Annotated in this window: 15 protein-coding genes; 6 read left to right on the top strand and 9 right to left on the bottom strand. The window is 72.6% G+C overall.

Annotation, left to right across the window (positions count from 1 at the left end):
- Window positions 1–243: 243 nt before the first annotated feature.
- Window positions 244–909, top strand: a complete 666-nt coding sequence (locus tag ADK60_RS37245; protein ID WP_053651231.1) for a hypothetical protein — start codon at window positions 244–246, stop codon at window positions 907–909.
- Between the two features lie 115 nt (window positions 910–1024).
- On the opposite strand, the gene ADK60_RS37240 is transcribed toward ADK60_RS37245, so the two are convergent.
- Both ADK60_RS37240 and ADK60_RS37235 read right to left on the bottom strand, forming a co-directional pair.
- Window positions 1025–2005 carry a hypothetical protein gene (locus ADK60_RS37240; RefSeq protein WP_053651230.1) on the bottom strand — a complete coding sequence of 327 codons (981 nt, stop codon included), beginning with the start codon at window positions 2003–2005 and terminating at the stop codon, window positions 1025–1027.
- Between the two features lie 138 nt (window positions 2006–2143).
- Window positions 2144–2566 carry a hypothetical protein gene (locus tag ADK60_RS37235; protein ID WP_159400735.1) on the bottom strand — a complete coding sequence of 141 codons (423 nt, stop codon included), beginning with the start codon at window positions 2564–2566 and terminating at the stop codon, window positions 2144–2146.
- 479 nt (window positions 2567–3045) lie between these two features.
- On the opposite strand from ADK60_RS37235, the gene ADK60_RS37230 reads away from it, so the two are divergent.
- Window positions 3046–3402 (top strand): VOC family protein, encoded by a 357-nt coding sequence (locus ADK60_RS37230; protein WP_053651228.1) that lies wholly within the window; start codon window positions 3046–3048, stop codon window positions 3400–3402.
- Between the two features lie 131 nt (window positions 3403–3533).
- Here ADK60_RS37230 and ADK60_RS37225 read toward each other — a convergent pair whose 3' ends face one another.
- Window positions 3534–4619 carry a methyltransferase gene (locus ADK60_RS37225; RefSeq protein WP_079009017.1) on the bottom strand — a complete coding sequence of 362 codons (1086 nt, stop codon included), beginning with the start codon at window positions 4617–4619 and terminating at the stop codon, window positions 3534–3536.
- 320 nt (window positions 4620–4939) lie between these two features.
- Between ADK60_RS37225 and ADK60_RS37220 the strand changes: the two genes are divergently transcribed.
- Window positions 4940–5374 carry a VOC family protein gene (locus tag ADK60_RS37220; protein ID WP_053651227.1) on the top strand — a complete coding sequence of 145 codons (435 nt, stop codon included), beginning with the start codon at window positions 4940–4942 and terminating at the stop codon, window positions 5372–5374.
- A 118-nt stretch (window positions 5375–5492) separates the two neighbouring features.
- Here ADK60_RS37220 and ADK60_RS37215 read toward each other — a convergent pair whose 3' ends face one another.
- The 4 genes from ADK60_RS37215 to ADK60_RS37200 all read right to left on the bottom strand — a co-directional run bounded on the left by ADK60_RS37215 (window position 5493) and on the right by ADK60_RS37200 (window position 10725).
- A complete protein-coding gene (locus tag ADK60_RS37215) occupies window positions 5493–7460 on the bottom strand; it encodes a DUF5107 domain-containing protein (protein WP_053651226.1) in 1968 nt (655 codons plus the stop codon).
- 81 nt (window positions 7461–7541) lie between these two features.
- A complete protein-coding gene (locus ADK60_RS37210; RefSeq protein ID WP_053651236.1) occupies window positions 7542–8396 on the bottom strand; it encodes a carbohydrate ABC transporter permease in 855 nt (284 codons plus the stop codon).
- Between the two features lie 44 nt (window positions 8397–8440).
- Window positions 8441–9424, bottom strand: coding sequence for a carbohydrate ABC transporter permease (locus ADK60_RS37205; protein WP_079009016.1), 984 nt, complete (start codon window positions 9422–9424; stop codon window positions 8441–8443).
- A gap of 2 nt (window positions 9425–9426) precedes the next feature.
- The gene (locus ADK60_RS37200; RefSeq protein WP_045940886.1) at window positions 9427–10725 is read right to left on the bottom strand and encodes an extracellular solute-binding protein; all 1299 of its coding nucleotides are present in this window, start codon (window positions 10723–10725) and stop codon (window positions 9427–9429) included.
- 320 nt (window positions 10726–11045) lie between these two features.
- Between ADK60_RS37200 and ADK60_RS37195 the strand changes: the two genes are divergently transcribed.
- Window positions 11046–12431: an ROK family transcriptional regulator gene (locus ADK60_RS37195; RefSeq protein ID WP_079009015.1), complete on the top strand. Its 1386-nt coding sequence runs from the start codon at window positions 11046–11048 to the stop codon at window positions 12429–12431.
- Window positions 12432–12820: 389 nt separating this feature from the next.
- Window positions 12821–15325, top strand: a complete 2505-nt coding sequence (locus ADK60_RS37190; RefSeq protein WP_234371453.1) for an RICIN domain-containing protein — start codon at window positions 12821–12823, stop codon at window positions 15323–15325.
- 72 nt (window positions 15326–15397) lie between these two features.
- Here the strand turns inward: ADK60_RS37190 and ADK60_RS37185 are convergent, their stop codons facing one another.
- Window positions 15398–16300 (bottom strand): phosphatidylinositol-specific phospholipase C, encoded by a 903-nt coding sequence (locus ADK60_RS37185; protein WP_159400734.1) that lies wholly within the window; start codon window positions 16298–16300, stop codon window positions 15398–15400.
- Between the two features lie 191 nt (window positions 16301–16491).
- Complete coding sequence (locus tag ADK60_RS44205) at window positions 16492–18705, bottom strand: glycoside hydrolase domain-containing protein (RefSeq protein WP_053651223.1); 2214 nt, start codon at window positions 18703–18705, stop codon at window positions 16492–16494.
- 487 nt (window positions 18706–19192) lie between these two features.
- Between ADK60_RS44205 and ADK60_RS37175 the strand changes: the two genes are divergently transcribed.
- Window positions 19193–19996, top strand: a complete 804-nt coding sequence (locus tag ADK60_RS37175) for a VOC family protein (RefSeq protein ID WP_053651222.1) — start codon at window positions 19193–19195, stop codon at window positions 19994–19996.
- Window positions 19997–20021 lie beyond the last annotated feature (25 nt).

Genomic DNA, 20021 nt, shown 5'->3' with positions numbered 1-20021 from the left:
CATCGGGGGCTCCTTGGAGAGCGGTGCTCCGGGGGTACTCGACGGTAGGGAGCGCCCGGTGCCGCTGGCAAGAGGCGTGCGGTGTCTTGCTGACGATTCGTCAACAAGTCGCGCCAGGCTCCTTGACGGTGCATGGACACCGCTCTACAACGTAGTCAGCTCCCGGTAACCCCCACCTCCGCCCCCCGTCCGGGCTCCGGAAGCGTGCCCGCTCGCCGTCCCCCCACCGAGAACGAGGCCCCCATGCGTATCCGCACTTGCCTTGCCCTGGCCGCGTCCGCCGCGACCCTGGCCGTCGGCGCCGTCCCGGCGTCCGCCGCCCCCGCCGCCGTCCCGGTACTCACCACCGGCGACGCCGCCGGCGCGGCCGTGGCCGCGGGCGACACCCTGGTGGCGTCGCTCGCCGCCGGGACCAAGGCCACCTTCTACTCGGCCACCACCGGCGCCACCGGCGTGACCTGCGGCGTCTCGCCGTTCACCGCCCGGGCCCTGACCAACCCCGACGCGCCGGGGACGGCGACCGCCTCGCTGACCGGCATGAGCTTCGGCTCCTGCACGGCCAATGTCACCGGCGTCACCTCGGTGAAGAGCCTCACGGTCGGCAACCTCGCCTACAACCTCTCGCTCGGCGGCGGCCAGCCGGTCGTCCTCGCCGCCGGCTCGGCCGGCCCGATCCAGGCCTCGGCGGTGCTGAACAGCTGGTTCGGCACCCTCACCTGCACCTACCAGCTCAGCGGCGCCTTCACGGGCACCTCCGACAACGCCACCCACACCCTGAGCTTCCGCAACGAGCACTTCGTCAAGAGCGGCGGCTCGGGCCTCTGTCCGGGCGAGGGCTACTTCTCGGCGACCTACGGCCCGCTGGCCGACTCCAGCCAAGCGGGCTCCCCGGTGGTCCACGTCAACTGACGGCACGCGCCACAGGTCCGGACACGCCGCCGGCCCGGACGCGTCGTCCCCCGACGCGTCCGGGCCGACGGCCCCCGTTGCACGCTCGTAAGCCCGCAGCTCAGACGTCCGCAGCTCAGACGCCCGTAGCCGTCACGGACTTCGCGACCTCCAGCATCGCGTCGTTGCCCGCCCTCGCCGCCGCGAGCTCCGGCTGCTTCAGCCGGATCAGCTCCTGCTCGTACGCGGACTCGACCGTGAACCAGACGCCCACCACGTTGACCCGCGCCTTGCACTCGACGTCCGCGGTGGCGGTGGCGATCTCCTCGGCCGACGGGGTCGCGGTGGCGCCCCAGCGCGGGTCCTTCAGCGCGTCCCCGGGCGTGCCGTAGGAGTACCCGCGCTCGGTCATGCAGCGCGACCAGTCCCGGAAGACGGCCAGCACCCGCGGGTCCTGCCGCGAGCGCTCGAAGCCCTCGTAGTTGATCCCCATCGCGACCTCGGCGTCCCGCCCGGTGCCGCCGCGCGCGGCCAGTTGCCGCTGCGCGTCCGCGATGCACCCGCCGGACGGCAGCTGCTTGTCCCGGTACTCGGCGGCGGTGCCGGGGGCGGGCCTGCCGTCCGGACCGAGGCCGGCGCCGAGCACGGTGGTGACGTCGGGGCTGAGGGACGGCGCCGCGCCCGGCTTCTTCCCGCGGTCCCGGTCCGGCGAGTGGTAGCCGTTCGCGGAGACGTCGGAGATCTCCACCGGGTCGTACCGGTGGGTGGTCTGGGTCGTGGTGGGCGCGGTCGGGGTCGGCGCGGAGTAGTCCAGGCCGAACCCCCGTACGCACCGGGTGACCAGCACGCCCTGGGCGGCGTCGAGCTGCCGGAACTGCTCCCCGCTCAGCAGGTACGCCTCGATCGGCAGGGTGCGGTCGTCGACCCGGCTCAACCGGGGGACGTCGCCGATCGGCGGCGGCTCCATCGGAGCGAGCGTGGTGGACGGCGGCGGCGGCGGCGCGGCGGTGGTTCCGGCGGGACCGGAGGCGCAGCCGGCGGTCAGGGCCAGGGCGGCGGTCAGAGTGGCGGTCAGCAGCAGGACCGGCAGCGGGCGGCCGCGGCGCGGGGGTGTCATGCGAGGCTCCTCGGGCACCCGCCCGCGCGGTGCCGCGGGCGGCTGGGCGGGCAGTACGGCGGGTGGGTCGGCGGGGCGGGAGCGACCCGGGTGCCGGGCCCCGAGCGGATCGGGGCCCGGCACCCGGGTCGGTGCTGGTTAGAGGGTTTCCCAGCTCTGCGAGTGGTTGTTGTTGCGCATGTTGACCGAGCCGCCGTTCCACGACACGTAGCCCAGGTTCGCCGACTGGTCGTGCGGGACGAACTGGTTCGGGCCGCTGTCGCGGATGCTGAACTCGCGGTAGTGGATGCGGAGGTTGTGGTAGTGGTCCATGTTCCACACCGAGGCGGCGTTGTTCAGGACGGGCTGGCCGTTGCCGGCGCCGCCGCCACCGAAGGTGCCGTCGTAGTTGCCGAACTCGCCCTTGCCGAACTTGGCGCCCTGGAGGTTCGGGCTGTAGTAGAGGCACGCGTCGCCGCTGACGCAGCCGCCGCTGCTGGCGAAGGCCGGCGCGGAGGCGCCGAGGAGCACCGAGCCCAGGGTGGCCGCGGCGAGTACGCCGGCCGCGATCTTCTTCTTCATGTTCATGCCTCTCCATCGGTGGATCGGGAATTCCGTGCGCCTTCGCCGTTGAGGCGCCGGTCGATTTCCCGGATCGGTTCCGGGCTGTGCACCGCCCGACGAGGAACGACTGTGCCGGAACGGCCGGGCCGGTTCGAGGGGGGAAGCGGGCTTTGAGACGTCTCACCCGCTCGCGAGCCGCTGAGCTGGGGTTTGAGAAATGGTCTGGACCAATCGTGAGACGCCGTCATTCCGGATCGAGGGCGATTCGTTCGGTTGCTCCCCGATCTCCTTATTCGCCACGGGTGTTCCGTCGTGGGAGAACTTCTGACGGAATATCAGGCGGTCCGGGCGGGGGAAATCTTTTCGATTCCGGAAGCGGAATTCAATATTCCGAGCGTTGGGGGAACTCGCCGTCGTCACCGGCCATCGGCCGGGGGCGGCCCCGCCGGTGCGAGGATGGGCCACCGCCCCCATCCCGACAGAACAGGAACCGGAACATGGAACGCGTCCTCGGCATCGGCGGCTACTTCCTGCGTGCCACCGACCCGGCGGCCCTGGCCGCCTGGTACCGCGAGAGCCTGGGCCTGGACACGGACGAGCACGGCCTGTGGCAGCAGGAGCAGGGGCCGACCGTCTTCGCGACCTTCGAGGCCGCCACCGACTACTTCGGCGCCCGCAGCCAGCAGAGCATGCTGAACTTCCGCGTCCGCGACCTCGGCGCGATGCTCGCCCAGCTCCGGGCCGGGGGCGCCGACGTTGCGGAGGACGTGCAGGAGATGGAGGGCGTCGGACGGTTCGCCTGGGTCACCGACCCGGAGGGCAACCGCATCGAGCTCTGGCAGCCCGCCGGCTGAGCTGTTCCGGCGTCACGCCGGCGTCACGCCGGCGTCGTGCCGGAGTCGCGCCGGACGGGAGCGGGTCGGCCTCGGCCCGCTCCCGTCCGTCAGCTCGTCAGCCTGTCAGGTCGTCAGCTCGTCAGGTCGGCTCAGGCCACGACGCCCTCGACCACCGACAGCACCGTCGAGGTCGGGATCACCCGGGACAGCCGCAGGCCGGCCCGCCCGAAGAGCTCCGTGAAGTCGGCCTCGGTCCGCTCACGCCCGGTGAGGGAGGCCATCATCATCAGGTCCAGCGCCTTCGACTGGTGGGGGACGTTGCCCGGCGGCACCACGGCGTCCAGGACCAGGACCCGGCCGCCCGGCCGCAGGGCGCGTCGGCAGTGGCCGAGCAGGGTCACGCAACTGTCGTCGTCCCAGTCGTGGGTGATCCGCTTGAGCAGGTGGACGTCGCCCGACGGCACGGAGGAGAAGAAGTCGCCGTCCTGCGGCGTCCAGCGGCCCGCGATCTCCCCGTGCGCGTCCAGCCGGTTCCCGGCGAGGACGTGCGAGCGGTCGTAGAGCACGCCCTCCAGACCGGGGTTGCGGCGCAGCACCTCCAGCAGCAGTCCGCCGTGGCCGCCGCCGATGTCCACGACGGTTCCGCTCGCGGGGAAGTCGTAGGCGGCCGCGATCGGGGCGTTCTCCGGATCGGACATCGCCGCCATGCCCACGTGGAAGACGGCGGCGGTGCGCTCGTCCTTGGCGAAGTGGTCGAAGAACGGCATGCCGAAGAGCTTCTCGAATGCGGTGGCGCCCTCGGTCAGACAGTGCGTCAGCTCTCCGGCGGGCCCCCACATGGTGCGGTCGGTGAGCATCCCGATCGCTGTCCGCGCCGAGTGCGGGACATCGCTGCGCAGCGCCTGCCCGGCCCCGGTCAGGGCGAAGCGGCCCTGTTCGTCCTCGGTCACGATGCCCCGGGTGGCGAGCAGCCGCAGCACCCGGTGCAGATTGCGGGCGTCCGTGCCGGTCGCGGCGGCGAGCTCGGCGGGGAGGGTGGGCCCGGCCGCGAGGTGGTCGGCGACCCCGACCTCGGCGGCGGCCCGGAGCGCGGCGGGGAACAGGAATCCGAGCGCCTCGTCGATGAGGAAGGCGGCGGAGGCCCGCAACGCCTCCTCGTGTTCGCCCGCCCCGGCCTGGCCGGCTCCGGCTGCCTCGGCCCGCTCGCCGATCGCTCGACCGTCGTCGTTACTCATGCCGTCCTCCTATTGCGGTAGCTGTCGCCGGGGCGGATGCCGCTGCCCGGCCGTCCGCCCCGGAGACTGCCCATGAGTAACCGCTCCGACACCCAAAGCGACGCCCCTCCGTCCCCCTCCCTCCCTCTCCCGTCCCCGACGACAGCCTCGAAGAGCCCGTCGGCACGGTGTTCCTCTCCCTGGTCCGCCGACACCCCGTTCGCCGCGTCGTCGGGAAAACCGTTTGAGCCCGGACCGACCCTGTGGCAGGCTCGTCCGCCGTGAACGATCTCCGGGGGACGGCCCCGGCCGGCAGTGGCAGTGTGTGCGACGGAGGACGGATGGCATCGGTCAAGCAGGTCCAGATCACCTTCGACTGCGCGGAACCCGAACGGGTCGCGCGGTTCTGGTGCGAGGTGCTGGGCTACGTGGTCCCGCCGGCGCCGGAGGGCTTCGCCTCCTGGGCCGACTACGACCGCAGCCTGCCGAGCGAGCGCCAGGGCGCCGGCTTCGTCGCGCAGGACCCCGAACGCGTGGGCCCGCGCCTCTACTTCCAGCGGGTCCCCGAGGGCAAGGTCGTCAAGAACCGGCTCCACCTCGACGTCCGCGTCGGCACCGGCCTCGTCGGCGAGGAGCGCGTCGCCGCCCTCGAAGCCGAGTGCGCCCGCCTGGAGGCCCTCGGCGGGACCCGCCTCTACCTGCTGCGCGCCGACGGCTACAACGAGTCCTGCCTCGTGATGCAGGACGTCGAGGGCAACGAGTTCTGTCTCGACTGACCCCCCGCGTGATCGGGCGCACCGACCGCCCCGCCGACCGTCGCTCGCTGGGGGCACGCACCGGCCGGTCCGGTCCTGACGGGACCGATGCTCCGCCTCCGTGCAACCGGTCAGCCGGTCAGCCGGTGCCGTCCGCTGCCAGCATGCGGAAGTCGTACGACCGCGGCAGCGGCAGATCGGCCCCGGCGGCGCCGGCCGCACTCCGGTGGGCGAACCAGAGTTCGTGCAGGGAGCCCTCGCCTTCGCGGACGTCGGCCAGTTCGATGCCCTCCCGGAGCAGCCTGCCGCAGCGCTCCACATCGCCGGAGTCGAGTGCGGCGCGCGCCTCGGCCCAGCGGACCCGGCCCAGTGGGCGCTGGGCTTCGGGCAGGGCGGCGAGGAGGCGCAGGACTTCCTGCGGCGCTCCGGCACGCAGCAGGACCGCGGCGCTCTCCAGGACCAGCGGCACCAGGGCGGGCTCCAGCCGAAGGGCCTCGCGGTAGGCCCGGGCGGCCTCGGTGAGGTCACCGGCGCGGTCGGCGAGGGCGGCGAGGTTGCGCCAGGCCCAGGCGGTGGGGCGGCTGTCGATCGAGCGCAGCCAGCTCTCGCGGGCCTCCTCCGGGTCTGCGGCGTAGGCGCGCAGGACGCCGAGGTGCAGCAGGGCGAGCCAGCCGTCCGCGTCCCGGAGCGGCTTCTCCCAGGCGGGGTCGATCTGGTAGGAGGCGGGTGCCTGCGCCGGCTCGGCCGGGGTGAGGCGCCCGTGGGCGAGGAGCTCCAGCCACGGCTCCTGTTCGGGGCCGAGCGTCGTGTCGGGGAACGGCGTGCCGGACGGTGCGAAGGAGGGCTCGCCGGCGTGGGCACGCCGGTGGCGTTCCAGGGCTCCCCAGCCGGAGCCGGTCGACAGGATCTTGCCCGGTTCCTGGTCCACCCACGCCGCGGCGGAGGCGAGTTCGGCGTCCAGGACGCTCTGCGGGACGAGTGCGTCGACGCCCGCGCGGGCCGCTTCGCGGGCCGTGGCCCAGTCCTCGCCGTGGACGTCGGCGGGGTCGGCCGCCAGGAGCCCGTAGGCCTCCACCCAGGACCAGCGGGCGCCGGCGGGCATCGGCACGTGTTCGAGCTGGGTGCGGGCCAGGCCGGCCTGGATCTCCAGGTAGGCGTTCCCGGGCCCGGACAGCCAGTCCTGCCAGTGTCTGCCTCCCTCGCCCTGCCCCCACAGGAACAGCTTCCGGCCGCGCAGCCGGTCGGTCGACACCTGGACCAGGCCTTGGCCGCCCCCGTCGAGTGCGGCGATCCAGCGCCTGCTGCCGTCGGGGACGTCGAAGAAGTAGTCGGCCGCGTCCGGGGACCGCGTGGTGCGGGTCAGGTCCCGCCCGTCGGGGGCGGGCAGGGCGACATGGCGGACCCGGCGGTCGTAGGAGAACTGCCACGCGGCGTCCGCGGGGGCGAGCACCCGCACGTCGGGTGCCTCCGGCACGGCGATGTTCGACCACCAGTACATCGGCACCGTGGTGTCGCGCGGGTTGGTGATCCGGACGTGGACGAGCAGCACCTGCGAGTCGTCCGGCAGGTAGGCGTCGATCTGGAAGACCACGCCGCGGATCCGCTCGTACTCCCACATCCGGAGCACGGGGGTGCCGTCCGGGCGCAGCACGCGGGCGGCGTGCAGGGGTTCGCAGGTGGTGGGGGCGTGGCCGATGGTGCCGATGTTCCACTCCACGCCGCCGGCCAGCCAGGCGCCCCGCAGTGCGAGGTTGGCGGGCTGGAACACCGGGTTGCGGAAGAGCAGTTCGCGTCCGGTCGGCTTGTGGACCAGTGACCGGAGCCGGCCGCCGGCGCCGAGCAGGAAGGTGGCCCGCAGGGTGGCGTTCTCGAGGACCGCGGCCGGGTGTTCGGCGGGTGCCCGTTCGCGGGTGTAGCCGTCCTGCATCAGGTACGGCATGACGGACGGCACCCGGCCGTAGCCGATGTTGTGCCGCATCTCGTCGTCGGCCTGGCTCGCGTCGGCGACCTCGTGGAGGTCGGCGCCGGCGAAGAGCGGCGGAAGGGGGTTGACGGGGCCGACCGGGGCGGTCGGCAGGGTCAGCGTGGTCAGCCGCAGCTCACTCATCTGTGTTCTGCCTCTTCGGAGTCTGGTGGTGGCTACCGGGCCGGGCCCCCGGGCAGGGGGCCACGGGCCTCGGCCGGTGGGCTACTTGACGCTGCCGGAGGTCAGTCCGGCCTTCCAGTGGCGCTGGAGCAGGAGGAACATCACGACGATCGGGACGACCGACAGCAGCGCGCCGGTGATGATCAGGTTGTAGGGGACGGTCTGGCCGCGCTGTTCCTTCCAGGCGACCAGCCCGACGGTGACCGGCTGCAGCCGGTCGTTGGCGAGCATCAGCGACGGCAGCAGGTAGTTGGTCCAGATGGTCACGAACTGGAACAGGAAGATGGTGACCAGTGACGGCTGGAGCACCCGCAGCGCGAGGGACCGGAAGATCCGGAACTCGCCCGCCCCGTCGATCCGGCCCGCCTCCAGCAGTTCGTCCGGTACGGCGGCGGCGGCGTAGATGCGTGCGAGGTAGACCCCGAACGGGCTCACGATGCTGGGGATGAAGACGGCCCAGAAGGTGTTGACCACGTGGGTCGCCGAGAACATCAGGTACAGCGGCAGCGCGAACAGCGGGGCCGGGACGAGGATCGCGCCGAGGACGGTGTTGAACACGGCCTCGCGGCCCCGGAAGGTGTACTTCGCCAGGGCGTAGCCGGCCATGGCGGAGAGCAGCGTCGCCACGACGGCACCGCCCACCGCGTAGAGCAGGCTGTTGAGCACCCAGCGTCCGAAGATGCCGTCCTGGACGCCGAGCAGCGTGGAGACGTTGTGGACCAGTTCGATCCGTCCGGCGAACCAGAAGCCGTTGCTGGAGAAGAGGTCGCTGCTGCTCTTGGTGGCGGAGACGACCAGCCACCAGACCGGCAGCAGGGAGTACACCGCGGCGAGTACGAGGACGGCGACCACCCCGGCGCGCCCGGCCGGGTTCGAGGCCTTCGCCGGGGACTTCATCGGGACCTTCGCCGGGGCCTTCGCCGGGATCCTCACCGGGGCCTTCACTGGGAGCCTCCACGCTTGTTGACGAACCGCATGAACCCGAAGGACAGCACGAAGATCACCAGGGCCAGGATCACCGACCGGGTCGCCGCCGCGTGGTAGTTGTTCGCCGCGACCTCGTTCTGGGCGGCCATGATCGGCGTCCAGCTGCTGGAGAGGTTGGGCGCGACGGCCTTCATGATGACGGGCTCGTTGTACAGCTGGGCCATCCCGATGATGGAGAACACCGTGGTCATCACCAGGGCGGGGCGGACCATCGGGATCTTGATGTGCCAGGCGAGCCGCCAGCCGGTGCAGCCGTCCAGCTCCGCCGCCTCGGTGAACTCGCCCGGGATCGCCTTCAGCGCCGAGTGGATGACGATCATGTTGTAGCCGGTCCAGCCCCAGGTCAGCATGTTGCCGACCGACCAGGGCAGCAGGCCGTCGGAGGTGAAGTCGACGTGCAGGCCGACATGGCCGAGTGCGGCGGCGATCGGGCTGACGTCGGGCTGGTAGAGGAAGGACCACATCAGGCCGCCGATGACGCCCGGGACGGCGTACGGAAGGAAGAAGCTGAGCCGGAAGAACCGCTTGGCGGGGGTGCGGCGGGCGTCGAGCAGCAGCGCCAGCAGCAGGGCCAGGCCCAGCATCAGCGGCACCTGGACGATGCCGATCAGCAGCACCCGGACGATGGAGGAGGTGAAGGCGTGGTCGGCCAGCGCGTCGGTGTAGTTGGACAGCCCGGTGAACACCGTGGAGGGCGGGGCGAGCCCGAGCCCGGAGCGGCGCGACTTGAAGAGGCTCTCGTACAGGGCGTAGCAGATCGGGGCGATGAACGTGAGGACGAACAGCGCGCCGAAGGGCAGCAGGAATCCTGACGGGGCCCAGCGGCGGCCGTCGGTCCGGCGGCGCCGGCCGGTGCCCGCGGCCGGCCGGGTCGGTGTCGGGACCGCCCCGGCGCGCTCCACGGAGCGCACCGGGGACGAGGTGGGGGAGGGGTGCATGATCAGCCGATTTCCATGCCCTGGGTCTTCATCTCCGCCACGGTCTGCGCCTGGGCGTCGGCCAGCGCGGCGTCCAGGCTGGTGCCGCCCGAGCCGGCCTTGCCGAGGCCGTCGCCGAGTGCGCCGGAGGTCTTGGTCATCACGGGGCCCCACTGGAAGCTCGGGTCGACGCGGCCGGCGCTCTCCTTGAAGACGTCGAAGATCTTCTGGTCGCCGTAGAACGGGTCCGGCTCGGCCAGCGCCGGGTTCTCCAGGCCCGACAGGGCCGCGGGGTAGATGCCGGTGGCCTTGATCAGATTGGTCACGCTGGCCTGGTCGGTGCCGAACCAGTGGGCGAACTCGACGGCCTCCTTGACGTGCTTGCAGCCCTTCAGCACGGCGTTGGGCGTGCCGCCGGCGTTGCCCGCGGCCGGGGTCGCGGTGTCCCAGACCGGCATCGGGGCGACCGCCCAGTTGCCGGAGGTCTGCTTGACGCTGTCGGCCAGGATCGGGGTGTACCAGACGGCGTTGACGTCCGAGAGGATCGTGCCGTCGCCCATGCCCTTGTAGAGCGCGGTGTCGAAGCTCGGCACGGTCTTGACCAGCTTCTTGTCGATCAGGCCCTGCCAGAACGCGGTGACCTTCTTCGTCGCCGGGTCGTCGAGGTCGACGGTCCACTTGTCGCCGCTGGTGCCGAACCACTTGGCGCCCGCCTGCCAGGCCAGGCCCGCGAAGTTGTACGCGTCGTTGCCGAAGTAGGTGATGTACGCGTTCGGGTCGGCCGCGTGGATGATCGCGGCGTCGGCGGCGTACTCGTCCCAGGTCCTGGGGGGCGTGGTGATGCCGTACTTGGCGAACAGGTCCTTGCGGTAGATCAGCGCCATCGGCGCGATGTCCACCGGCAGGGCGAAGGTGCGGCCGGCGACCCCGGACCGGGCGAAGGCCCAGGAGGCGTAGTCCTTCGCGTAGGGCGCGGCGGCGGCGGTCGCGTCCTGGAGCGCGCCGGCGGCGGCGAAGGTCGGCAGGGTCTCGAAGCCGACCGAGCCGACACAGGGGGCGTTGCCCGCCTTCACGGCGTTGAGCATCTTGGTGTAGCCGCCCTTGGAGCCGGGCGAGATCTTGCTGTAGGTGACGTGGATGCCGGGGTGGGCGGCGTTGAAGAGCTCCACGGACTTCTCGTAACCGGGGGCCCAGCCCCAGAACTCGATCGTGACCTGCCCGGAGGACTGGTCGGACGACGCTCCGGAGCTGCAGGCGGCGACGCCGGCCAGTGACGTGAGCGCCATGGCGAGGGTGGCCGCTCTGAACGGGCGCGACTTCATGGGGAGGTCCTCTCTACTGCCTACCGCGGACGGGGCTCTGCCCGGGTGCGGTGGTGGGGGACCCGCCGAACACTGCGGGTGGTTAGTTCGGCTAGTGTGTTAATTAAGAATGACGCTGTCAAGAGGTTCGCCGGACCGTTGTGGGTGCGGCCGGTGCGGCCCGGCAAATCCGACAGAAGACACCAAAGCTCGCCGTGGAGCCGGGATTTGGCCCGATCCGGCACGTCGCCGACGGTCCCGCGACGCGCTTGCGCGACCCGGCGGGCGCCCCGCGATCACCGGCCGTTTCATGGGTTAATTCAGATGGTGCATCAACTAACATGGTTTGGATCAGTACGGCCTGGCAGGCCCTGGAACGAGGAGACCACGTGCGGCAAGAGCAGCGCGGCAGCACCGGCACGGGCGCCGGAACGGCCGGCCACACCCACCCGGGTACGGCCTCCCCGGCGGTGAGCGGCATCATGGCGGGCTACCCGGAGCCGGCCGACAAGGCCTCGCTGCGCCGCACCAACCTGAGCGTGATGCTGCGCCACCTGCGCGAGAGCGGCGCGCAGTCGCGCACCCATCTCGCCGCCGCGACCGGTCTGCCGAAGGCCACGGTCTCGGTCCTGGTCGCCGACCTGATCCAGCGCGGCCTGGTCCGCGAAGGAGAGCTCGACCGCGCGGGCACGGTCGGCCGCCCGCACCGCATGGTCGAGCTCGACGGCCGCTGGATCTGCGGCATCGGCGCCGAGATCGGCCCCGACCACATCACCGTGCTCGCCCTCGACCTGCGGGGCGCGATCGTCCACGAGGACCGTCGCGCCATCGACGTGCCCGCGCTCACCCCGCAGGCGGCCCTGCGGGAGGTCGCCGACCTCGTCGCGGACTGCCTCAGCGCGACGGCCGAGCGCGGAGTGCACGCCATCGGGGTCACCCTCCTCACCCAGGGATCGGTCGACGCCGCTTCCGGAACGGTCGCCGTGGCCACCAACTTCGGCTGGCGCGGCGTCCAGGCGGCCCGTGAGCTGCGCACGCGGCTCGGCCGGGGCGCACCGCCCGTCCTGGTCGAGAACGACGCCGAGTCCGGCGCCCTCGCCGAGTACCTGGCCGCCCCCAGCGCCGACGTCCGGGAACTCGTCTACGTCACCGGCGGAATCGGTGTGGGTGGGGCGAGCATCTCCGGCGGCAAGCTGCTGCGCGGGTCGGAGGTCGGGCACATGAAGCTCGACCGGCTCGATCGGCCCTGCGCGTGCGGCCGGACCGGCTGCTGGGAGGTGGCCGTCGGCCTCCAGGCCTTCCTCGACGCGGCCGCGGACCCCGCGGACCGGGTGCACGACCTGTCGATCGACCTGGCCGAACGGCTCGGCGACCTGCTCGGCCGGGCCGACGCCGGGGAGCCGCGCACCCTCGCCGCACTCGCCGGCATCGCGGACGACCTGGCGCTCGGACTCGGCATCCTGGTGGACGTGCTGAACCCGCCCAGGATCGTGCTCGGCGGGTACTTCGCCGTGTTCGGCCGCTACCTGGTGGACGCGGCGCAGCGGGTCCTCGACGGGCGCAGGATCGCGCCCACCTCCGGGCGGGTCGTCGTGACCGCCTCGGAGCTCGGGCTCTCGAACGCGGCCCGCGGCGGTGCGCACCTGGCACTCGAGGGGATCTTCCAGGACCCGTCCGTCGTGCCGGTTCGGCCGGTCGAGGCGGAGGGCGACGCCTGGCCGGTCTGATGGCCCGTCCGGTGTCCATGGTGGTCGGGTCCTCTTGACTTCGGCACCGGGCGCTGCCACCGTTTGCTTCAAGTTGCTTCATTAGACCAACAAATGAGCAACTTGATGCAGAACCTTGCTGCAGGTCCCGGCAGGATCGGAACAGGCGATCGTCGGACCGGGTCAGTACACCTGTCCGCTCCAGCGGAGTGCCCACCTGCGCAGCCCCTGTCCGGTGGCCGTGGCCGACGGGCCCGGTCGGCGAGCGCCCGAGCCGACACACACCGGCTCGGGGCCTCCCGTCCCCCGGCGGACCCGCGCCGGTCGTTCCGTTCGCACCGCTCCCGGACGGCCGGAGCCGTCGTTCACGGTCTCCCCCCACACCGCGTGTTGCCCCAGAAGGAGTCCCTGTGTCCGCTCCCCCTCGCAGAGCACTGGCAGCGGTGCTCACCGCGGCCGCCCTGACGCTGACCGGCGCTGTCGCCGCCTCACCCGCGGCGGCGGCCCCGCCCACCGCCGCCTCCCCCGCGGCGGCGACCCCGCCCACCGCCACCTACACGATCGGCGTCGGGAAGCCGGTGCCGTACGCGCACCCGACCGACACGCCGGCCTCCCCGTACATCGACAAGGACGGCACGTTCTACTTCCAGCAGTCGGCCGCCCTGTACGGCAGCACCCAGCCCCGGTACTGGGACTTCTTCACCGGGACCGACTTCGACACCGCGTCCCGGTCGAGCGCGATCAGCGACGCGGTGAACCCGAACAACGCGAACGACAGGAACAACGACACCACCTGGCGCTGCAACAACAGCCCGACCGGCCTGACCGCGACCGTCGCGGTGGGCAGCACCAGCTACTCCCAGAAGAACTTCTGCGACCTGTCGGGTGTCTGGGTCGACCCGGACACCGGTGACTGGTACGGCCTGGTGCACAACGAGTTCACCCCGTCGCCGTTCGGCGACGGCATCCACTACGACGCGATCGACTACGCGGTCTCCAAGGACCAGGGGAAGACCTGGACCATCAAGGACCACGCGCTGACCTCGCCGTACTCCACGACCCGCAACGACACGGCGCAGTTCCCGAACCAGACGTACTACTACGGCGACGGCGACCAGCGGTTGTTCGTCGACACCGCCTCGGGCTACTTCTACGTCTTCTACGGTTCGCGCATCGTGGAGAAGAACGGCAACTGGAGCGACAGCCTCGCGCACGTCGCCCGCGCCCCCATCTCCGGGAAGATGGCGGCCGGCTCCTGGCAGAAGTGGTACGACGGCTCCTGGTCGCAGCCCGGCGTCGGCGGGCTGGAGAGCAACCAGGTCCCGGTGGACGCCTCCAGCAGCACCGGCTACACCCCCGTCCAGGGCGACTACAGCCCCTCCAACACCGGCACCGCGGCGCAGCAGATCGCGGCCGGCAAGCTCCCCCCGAAGTCCCCGCTGTTCGTCATGAACGTGGCCTACAACGCCTATCTGAAGCTCTACATCGGTGAGCCGGAGGCCGTGTCGGGCACCGCGCCGCAGCGGTTCTACGTCACCGACGACCTCTCCACCCAGAAGTGGTCCCTGATCGGCGACACCGGCGGCTACACCTCCAACTCCTGGTACCGCTGGTTCCTCGACGGCGCGAACCGGACCAGCTCCACGATCGTCGGCAGGACGTTCCGCTCCTACTGCTCGATCGACTGCTCCAACGGCTCCTCCGGTGAGTACGTCGACATCACCCTCGGCGCCTCCGCCCTCGCCGCCGCACCGGTCGACGAGACCAGGACCTACCGGATCGGCAGCGGAGGCGGCCGCGTCCTCGCCCAGGTCTCCGGCAGCACCGCCACCACCTCGGTGGCCGCCGCGACCGGGTCCGCCCTGGAGTCGTGGGTCTTCACCTCCAACAGCGACGGCGCCTACAAGGTCGTCAACTCCTCGACCGGCCAGCTGCTGGGAGTGGACGCCGGTACCACCTCGGGTCGTGCGTGGGGCGCCCGGCCGACGGTCACCCCCGCCGGACCTGGCGGTCCGACCGTCGGGCAGCAGTGGTTCGTCATCCCCGGGAAGTCCGCCGACAACACCGCCACCGGGACGGTCCGTCTCGTCAACCGCTACAGCGGTCTGGTGATCGGCCTGTCCTCGACCACCGGCCGGCTCGCCGAGACCACGCCCACCCGCAGCTGGAACGACACCGGCGGCAACCCGGTCGGTGGCTCCCGCACCGCGAGCGAGCAGACCCTGACGCTGACCGCGACCGGGGCCGCGCCCGAGGCCGTCACCTTCACCGGCCCCGGCAACCAGACCGGCAACGTCGACATCGCCGTCTCGCTCCAGCTCACCGCCACCGACTCCGTCGGCAAGCCCCTCACGTACTCGGCGACCGGTCTGCCCGCCGGCCTGTCGATCAGTCCCGCCGGCCTGGTCACCGGCACGCCGACCGCCGCCGGATCCTCGACGGTCACCGCCACTGCCTCCTCCGGCACCGGGAGCGGCACGACGTCCTTCACCTGGACGGTCGGCCCGGCGCTCAGCGGCACCCACACGCTGACCGCTTCGGGCCGGGCACTGGACGACCCGAACCACTCCAAGAGCCAGGGCACGCAGTTCGTCACCTGGACGCCCAACGGAGGCACCAACCAGAACTGGGTCCTCACCCGGCAGGCGAACGGCAGCTACCGGATCGTCAACGGCCTCTCCAACCTGTGCATGGACGTCAGCGGCGGCTCCACCGCGGCCGGTGCGAAGGTCATCCAGTGGACCTGCACCGGAGGCGCCAACCAGCAGTGGGTGGTCACCGCCGTCGCCGGCGGCTACACGATCGCCTCGAAGAACAGCGGACTCCTGCTGACCACGGCCTCGCTCTCCGACGGCGCCCTGGTCACCCAGCAGCCCGACACCGGCTCCGCCCTGCAGCACTGGACCGTCGGCTGACGGTCCGACCGCGAGGGCGGACCTGACCGGTCCGACCGACGGGCCCTGCGGATCTCCGTCCGCAGGGCCCGCTCAGGCGCCGAAGTTCAGCGCGTACAGCGAGCGCACCAGGTCGGCGGTGACGAAGTCCATCGGGACGGTGCCGAGCACCGGACGGGTGGAGCGGTCCAGGCCGCCGAGGTAGCCGCGCAGCCTGGGGGTGATCGCGTCGGCCGCCTGGCGGGGCCAGAGGCCCCAGCCGGAGCTGGAGGTGAAGGTGACGAAGAGCCGCTGCGGGTCGGTGGCCGCCCGGGCGGCGGTCAGATGGGCGGAGACCTCGGGCCACTTGCGCGAGTTGAGGTCGAAGACGGTGCCGATGTCGTAGTCGTCCTCGATGTCGGTGCGCCCGCCGCCCCAACGGATGCCCGGCAGACCGGAGTTGTCCGCGAGGAGGACGACCCGGCCGCGGACCTCGCCGATCGCGGGGATCCGGTCCTCGGTCCGGAACAGGCCCGGCCAGCGCCGCTGGTAGTCGGCGAAGAGGGCGCCGAACTCGGTGTCGGGGACGGTGGAGTACTCCTGTTTGACCCGCATCACCAGGGCCTCGCCGGGGTGGGCGGCGAGAAAGGCCTGGCACTGGTTGAGCACGTCGCCGAAGAAGACCTGCTGGAAGACGGGCCCGTGGTGGATCGCGAGCACCCCGTCGATCGCCCGGCAGCGGATGTCGAGGAACCTTACCCCGGCTGCCAGTTGATCGGGCAGCGCCAGGGTCTGCGTCTGGGTCAGCGGGCCGCCGTACAGCGAGCAGGTGTCGTGGGTGCCGGGGAGGGTGAGCCGGGCGAGCGGCAGCCGCGGGTCGACGGCGGCCAGCCAGTCGGCGCCGCCCGGCACGTCGGCCGCCCGGGCGCCCGGCGAGCCGACGGCCAGGCCGCCCGCGGCGAGCGCTCCGAGCACGGCCCCGCGGGCGAAGGCCCGGCGGCTCATCGTCGTACGCATGGTCAAGGACACGGTGCGGTACCCCCGTTGGGTGTGCGGGGACAGGGACGGAACGGGCGGAACGACTGACCTGCCCATTGTCGGCACCCCGCCCCGGTTTGCCCAGAGGCGGGGCGGACCGGTTGCCGCAAGCCCGGCGCCCCGCCCCCGGAAGGCCGGGGACGGGGCGCGGGTGTCGAGGCGTGCGGGGGTCAGCCGCGGGTGATCACGAGCTGGCTGGAACCGTCCGGCAGGCCGGCGATCGCGGCGCGCTGGGCGGGGAAGACGCTAGCGCCGTACGGGCCCTGGACGGCGCCGAAGCCGGACCAGTTGCCGTTGGCGAAACGGGTCTTGTGGTACGCGTTGCCGTCACCGCCGACGACCGCCACCTGCGAGGAGCCGTCGGGCAGACCGGCGATGCCGACCGTCCGCGCGGCCATGGTGGGGGTGCCGTTGCCGGGCAGCGCGGCCCAGCCGGACCAGTTGCCGTCCGCGAACCGGGTCTCGTGGTAGAGGTTGCCGTCGCCGCCGATGGCCAGCACCTGGGAGGAGCCGTCCGGCAGGCCCGCGATGGCGACCCGGCCGGCCGCCATCTGCGGCGTGGTCACACCGGGGAGCGCGGCGAAGCCGGACCAGTTGCCGTCGGCGAACCGGGTCTGGTGGTAGACGTTGCCGTCGTTGCCGATGGCCAGTACCTGGGAGGAGCCGTCCGGCAGCCCGGCGACGGCGACGTCCCCGGCCGACATGGTCGGGGTGCCGATCCCGGGGAGCGCGGCGAAGCCGGACCAGTTGCCGTCCGCGAACCGGGTCCGGTGGTAGACGTTGCCGTCGCCGCCGACGGCCAGTACCTGGGAGGAGCCGTCCGGCAGGCCCGCGATGGCGGCCCGCCGCGCGGCCATGGTGGGCGTCCCGTTGCCGGGGAGCGCGGCGAAGCCGCCCCAGCCGCCGTTCGCGGCGCGGGTCCCGTGGTAGAGCAGGCCGTCGAGGCCGATGCCGAGCTCCTGCGAGGAGCCGCCCGGCAGTCCGGCGATCGCCACCTCGGAGCCGCGGAAGATGCCCGCCCCGCCCGTCAGCGGGCTGAAGCCGGGCCAGTTGCCCGAGCTCTGGCGCACGCCGAGGAACATCCCCGAGGACTGGGACGGCGGGGCGCCGTTCAGCTGGACGTCGAGGTAGTCCTGGTCGATCCCGATCGAATAGCCGCCCCAGGTCTCCGGGGCCGGCGGCGACGCGTACTGGTGGGCGCGCTGGTGGTTGGACCAGTAGCCCGCCGGGATCCACGGGTCCTCGGTGTCCTCCCGGCCGTTCCAGTTGGCGCTGAAGACGGCGTCGGGCATGGTGTAGGCGCTGTTGCCCGCGTTGGCGACGAGGTCCTTGACGCCGGAGGAACTGCTGCTGTAGACGCCGGAGTTGTAGCCCCAGGCGTGCAGCTCGTTGGTCCAGGCGGTGAGGAAGGCGAGCACCGCGCCGGTGTACTGCGGCGTGGTGTAGGCCTCCATGTCGTAGTAGAGGACCGCGCCGGGGGAGAAGCCGAGGCTCTGGGCCTGGGCCGCCGCGTCGGCGGCGGCGTTGGCGCCCTCGGTGGCGGGGGCGGTGATCTTCGAAGCCTGCACGCCGACGTACAGCGGCATGAAGGCCCAGCCGGCGGACTGCTGCTGCTGGACCCAGGAGGCCGTGAGGTTCGGCTGGGCGCAGGCCCGCTTGGACCCGCCGATGTAGATGCCGACCGCCCGGTACGGGGAGGAGGCCATCCACGCGTTCATCGCGGCACCGGAGGGCGCCGTACAGGCGTCGAAGCCCTTGCCGGTGTAGTTGGTCGCCGACGCGGGTATCGCGGCGGCGGCAGCGGGTGCGGCAGCCGGAGCCGCGGCCCGCGCGGAGTCGGCCGGCGCGGCCTGGGCCGCCGAGGAGCGCGGCGCGACCGGTGTCCGCGACCCCGACCCGGCGGGCGCCGGGGTCGGCGCGGGCTGCCGCTGCGGCGCGGGGACGAGCCCGGCGCCGGTGATGATCCGCCGCACCAGCGACTGGTCCGTGTCGTACGTGCCGGTCACCGCGACGACGCCGTCGTTGGCCCGGATGGTGTGCGCGACGGGGTTGGAGCCCTCCCGGTCCGGAGCCGCCGCGGCGGCGGGCTCGACCAGCAGCGCCTCGGTGCGGCCGATCAGGCGCGGCGGGCAGACCTGCTGGTCGCCCGGGTGGCCGAGGTACACGGCGTGCTGGTCGAAACGGACGCAGGCCTGCGGGTCGACCGCGAGGTCCACCACCGTCCAGGTCGAGGGCACTTGGAAGACGTGGCCCTGGTACGTCACCGCCTTGGTGTCCGGCCCCCCGGCAGGCGCGGCTCCGGCCGCGCCGACGCCGGGCGCCGTCATGAGGACGGCCACCGCGACGGCTGCGGCGCTGCGGAGCGCTGTGATACGGGACTTCACCCAGATCTCTCCTGACAATGGCGTAAGACCGCGCGCCGGGAAGTCGGCGACGCGGTATCGCCCGACACGATATCCAGCTCCGGACCGGATGATCGACACCCTTTCCCCCCGTCCGCCCGGCCGCCCCCCAAAAGCCCCTCCGTGTACACCCGTTCACCCCGCGGGGGAGCGACCCCGCGCGCCACCGGGACGCCGCCCGGCCGTCGTCGGGAGGCTTCGCCGGACCAGGGCGATTCGTGCACGGCCCAACGGTCGGACGCCCTGCGCCGACGACACCGCCGGGGCGGGCCCTGACGGCGCCGCCCCGGCGGGGGCTCGGGGGTGGGTCCGAGCTCCCCGCCGTCGCCCACCGCCCCCGGCAGGCAGAGCCGAACGGCTGACCCCGCGGGGTCGGTGCGCCGTACGGGGCGGTGCCCGCTGCCAGGCTCGTGGCAGGCTCCGGGGCCCGATCGGCCCCGGAGGAGACCACGGACGACAGGAGCACCAGATGCTGACCTCCACGCAGCTCCCGGGCGGGCTGAACTGGCTCGACCTGGGGACGCCCGATGTCGCCGCGGCAGGCGCCTTCTACCGGGGCCTGTTCGGCTGGGAGTTCGCCTCCGCCGGGCCGGGGGCCGGGGGGTACGGCTTCCTGCGGAAGGACGGCCGGACGGTGGCGGCCGTCGGCCCGCTGACCGAGCAGGGCGCGAGTTCCGCGTGGACGGTGTACTTCCGCACCACCGACGCCGACGCCACCACCAGGGCCGTCGAGGCCGCCGGCGGCCTCGTCCGCTTCCCGCCGACGGAGGTCTTCACGGCCGGACGGATGGCCGGTTTCACGGACCCGACCGGCGCCGAGTTCGCCGTGTGGGAGCCGCGCGACACGGACGGACTGGACCTCGTCAACGAGCCCGGCAGCGTGAGCTGGATCGAGCTCTACACCACCGACGCCGCGGCCGCGGGGAAGTTCTACGCCGGCGTCCTGGGCTGGGAGGGCACGGACCGGCCGATGGGCGGCGGCATCGTCTACAGCGTCGTCGGGCCGGCCGGTGGCGGGGGGACCGCGGGTGGCGGGGCGACCGCGCACGGCGGGATCCTGCAGCTGCAGCAGGTCCACCTGGACGCGGGTTCGACCTCCGAGTGGCACCCCTACTTCGAGGTCGAGGACTGCGACGCCGCCCTGGTCCGGGCCCGGGAACTCGGCGCCACCGTCATCATCCCCGCCATGGACGCCGCGGGCGTGGGCCGGCTGGCGATGTTCCTCGACCCGTTCGGGGCCCCGTTCGCCGTCCTCAGGAGCGCCGCCCGCTGACCCAGGACCGCTGACCCAGGACCGC

Source organism: Streptomyces sp. XY431, from assembly GCF_001279805.1.
GTDB classification, from domain to species: domain Bacteria; phylum Actinomycetota; class Actinomycetes; order Streptomycetales; family Streptomycetaceae; genus Kitasatospora; species Kitasatospora purpeofusca.
Note: the sequence above shows the minus strand (reverse complement) of the source record. Positions and strands in the feature narration are given on the sequence as shown.

Bases quoted from the DNA above. Each gene is read 5' to 3' on its own strand.
- ADK60_RS37245 (WP_053651231.1), top strand. From the start codon at position 244: ATGCGTATCCGCACTTGCCTTGCCCTGGCCGCGTCCGCCGCGACCCTG.
- ADK60_RS37240 (WP_053651230.1), bottom strand. From the start codon at position 2,005: ATGACACCCCCGCGCCGCGGCCGCCCGCTGCCGGTCCTGCTGCTGACC.
- ADK60_RS37235 (WP_159400735.1), bottom strand. From the start codon at position 2,566: ATGAAGAAGAAGATCGCGGCCGGCGTACTCGCCGCGGCCACCCTGGGC.
- ADK60_RS37230 (WP_053651228.1), top strand. From the start codon at position 3,046: ATGGAACGCGTCCTCGGCATCGGCGGCTACTTCCTGCGTGCCACCGAC.
- ADK60_RS37225 (WP_079009017.1), bottom strand. From the start codon at position 4,619: ATGAGTAACGACGACGGTCGAGCGATCGGCGAGCGGGCCGAGGCAGCC.
- ADK60_RS37220 (WP_053651227.1), top strand. From the start codon at position 4,940: ATGGCATCGGTCAAGCAGGTCCAGATCACCTTCGACTGCGCGGAACCC.
- ADK60_RS37215 (WP_053651226.1), bottom strand. From the start codon at position 7,460: ATGAGTGAGCTGCGGCTGACCACGCTGACCCTGCCGACCGCCCCGGTC.
- ADK60_RS37210 (WP_053651236.1), bottom strand. From the start codon at position 8,396: ATGAAGTCCCCGGCGAAGGCCTCGAACCCGGCCGGGCGCGCCGGGGTG.
- ADK60_RS37205 (WP_079009016.1), bottom strand. From the start codon at position 9,424: ATGCACCCCTCCCCCACCTCGTCCCCGGTGCGCTCCGTGGAGCGCGCC.
- ADK60_RS37200 (WP_045940886.1), bottom strand. From the start codon at position 10,725: ATGAAGTCGCGCCCGTTCAGAGCGGCCACCCTCGCCATGGCGCTCACG.
- ADK60_RS37195 (WP_079009015.1), top strand. From the start codon at position 11,046: ATGGTTTGGATCAGTACGGCCTGGCAGGCCCTGGAACGAGGAGACCAC.
- ADK60_RS37185 (WP_159400734.1), bottom strand. From the start codon at position 16,300: ATGCGTACGACGATGAGCCGCCGGGCCTTCGCCCGCGGGGCCGTGCTC.
- ADK60_RS37175 (WP_053651222.1), top strand. From the start codon at position 19,193: ATGCTGACCTCCACGCAGCTCCCGGGCGGGCTGAACTGGCTCGACCTG.